Origin of the sequence: Psychrobacter sp. FME13 (assembly GCF_014861395.1) — a bacterium.
Classification (GTDB): domain Bacteria; phylum Pseudomonadota; class Gammaproteobacteria; order Pseudomonadales; family Moraxellaceae; genus Psychrobacter.
In genome coordinates this window covers 1-2,265 of the sequence record NZ_RRYV01000257.1, presented here as the reverse complement: position 1 = coordinate 2,265, position 2,265 = coordinate 1, and the positions used below count along the sequence as shown (strand labels likewise).

Annotated in this window: 3 protein-coding genes; 2 read left to right on the top strand and 1 reads right to left on the bottom strand. The window is 41.9% G+C overall.

Annotated features, from left to right (window positions below):
* Positions 1-58: 58 nt before the first annotated feature.
* Positions 59-1,051, bottom strand: a complete 993-nt coding sequence (locus EI164_RS15715) for an IS110 family transposase (RefSeq protein ID WP_105244335.1) — start codon at positions 1,049-1,051, stop codon at positions 59-61.
* 300 nt (positions 1,052-1,351) lie between these two features.
* Here EI164_RS15715 and EI164_RS15710 point away from each other — a divergent pair, with 300 nt between their 5' ends.
* Both EI164_RS15710 and EI164_RS15705 read left to right on the top strand, forming a co-directional pair.
* On the top strand, positions 1,352-1,624 hold the full coding sequence (locus EI164_RS15710; RefSeq protein ID WP_192520914.1) for a transposase: 273 nt from the start codon (positions 1,352-1,354) through the stop codon (positions 1,622-1,624).
* Positions 1,570-2,265 (top strand): IS3 family transposase (locus EI164_RS15705; protein ID WP_192520912.1); only part of this gene is annotated, 696 nt, incomplete at its 3' end. The genes EI164_RS15710 and EI164_RS15705, both read left to right, overlap by 55 nt.

Genomic DNA, 2,265 nt, shown 5'->3' with positions numbered 1-2,265 from the left:
TGTAGTGGCATAATGAAATAGGACAGTAGATAAGAGATACCATCTTAAAAAAGCCAAATCAAGCACTAATTAGCTCAACTTTTGCTTGGTAAGACTGCTGATGTTTAATCACACCGAAACAGATATGCACAAGCTTGCGCATCGCTGCACAGACAGCCTGCATTTTGCACTTACCATTAGCAAGCAGTCGCTCATACTGCGCCTTAATATCAGGATTATGCTTAATGGCGACTAGCGCTGGCATATACAGTTTGGCTCTGATATCACTTGAGCCATTCTTTGCTAAGCGAGACTTGCCTTTAAATAGCCCTGATTCACTATGTTTGGGAACTAAGCCTAAAAAGGCGGCCATTTGTGACGCTTGACTAAACTGCTTATTATGCATCAGCGACACCATCTGCTTTGAGACAACAGGGCCGACGCCTTTAATAGTTTGTAGTAGAGTCTGATCTTGCTTTAAATTGTGATGATGATCGATATGGTCATCAATATCACCATTGAGCTTAACAATAGCGGCTTGCAAAGAGGCTATCATATGCTCAATAGAAGCTTTAACGATAGGAGCGGTGTCTGTGGCCTGCGCTTTTTCCAATCGATTCAGCTCACGTTGTAAGTCTTCTTGTAGTGCGTCTAAGCGCGACAATAATGACTTGAGGTGACGCGCCTCTGCTGGCGGCGGTGTCCATAATTTAGGCTTAGCACTATAGGTGTAGCGGGCTAATAACATACTGTCTTTTTTATCCGTCTTGTTGCGACTTCCTAAACTAGCAGCATAGCTTTTGATATAAGCAGGATTGATAATACTGACGTTAAGACCTTTATCAAATAGGTAGTAGGCGATGTTCTCGTGATAGACTCCTGTGGCCTCGACCGTGATGTGAATATTACTTAAGTCGTCAGTGATGTTAGCAATGAGCCAGTTGATAAGAGCAGCGTAGTCACTGTAATCATTTTTAAAGACTTTGGTTTTAAATTTGAGATTATCAGTGGCTTTGAGCCAGGCGATATCTAGCTTGTTTTTACTGACGTCTATGCCGATATAGTGTGTCATCTTATTGTCTTCCCTTGTCTATGCAGTGTCACTCATGACACCTTGGTAGATGGCGAGGCACTTGGATACCATTCAGAATATGAAGATGATGGGATGAGCATTGGGCATAATCTCTTACACAGTGTCTAGGCACTAAGGTTATACTCATACTCTCAATGCTCATGAATAATTACTTTATTTTATCAACTTTCGTTGGCAGTATTAAGCGGTTATTCAAGATACAAGGTTATACTATCACCAAGACTGGAGAGAAGATATGACCACCAAACGCGGACGCTACAGCCAAGAATTTAAGCTAGAATAGAAGCCATTAAACTGGTTGAAGATCAAGGCAGGAAGATACCAGAAGTAGCCAACTCATTAGGTATCGGCAAAACCACCTTAGAGAATTGGGTATATAAATACCGTAAAGAACAGCAAGGTGTCATGCCATCAGAAGGCAAAGCCCTAACGCCTGAATTACGGCGTATACAAGAGCTTGAAAAACAGGTCAAACAGCTTAAGATGGAGCGAGATATATTAAAAAAGGCATCTGCTCTGCTAGCCCAAGACAATCTCAGCGTCTATCGCTAATAACCAAGCTTGCAGAGCATCATAAGCATATTAGCAAACACAAGCTATGTGAACTGTTTGGGGTTGTTAGAAGCAGCTATTACAACAGTACTAAATCTAGGTCTATAGACATTGAACTTATAAGGCTCAAAGCCTTAATCAGAGAAGTATTTGAGCAGTCAAATGGCTCGGCTGGTGCAAGGACGGTATCTGCTATCGTCACGCATCAACATGACATTAAACTCACACGCTACAGAGCAGGTAAGCTGATGGCACAAATGGGGTTGATTAGTCGACAGATAAAATCACATAAGTACAGGCGTTGTGAAAAATTCCATAAAGTTTATGGAAACATACTAGACCGTCAGTTTGCGCCCACTGCACCAAACCAAGTGTGGACAGGTGATGTTACTTATATTCGTATCAAAGGCGGATGGTGTTATTTAGCCATCGTTATGGATTTATATGCTCGACGTATTGTTGGTTTTGCCTTGTCAGATAGCCCGAATACTCAGCTGACCACATCTGCACTAAAAATGGCATATCACATAAGACTTGAGCCTAAAGGCGTGCTGTTTCATTCAGATCAAGGCAGTCATTATACCAGTGAAGAGTATGCTAAATGCGTAGCCAAGTGCAATGGTATGTCGCATAGTATGAGC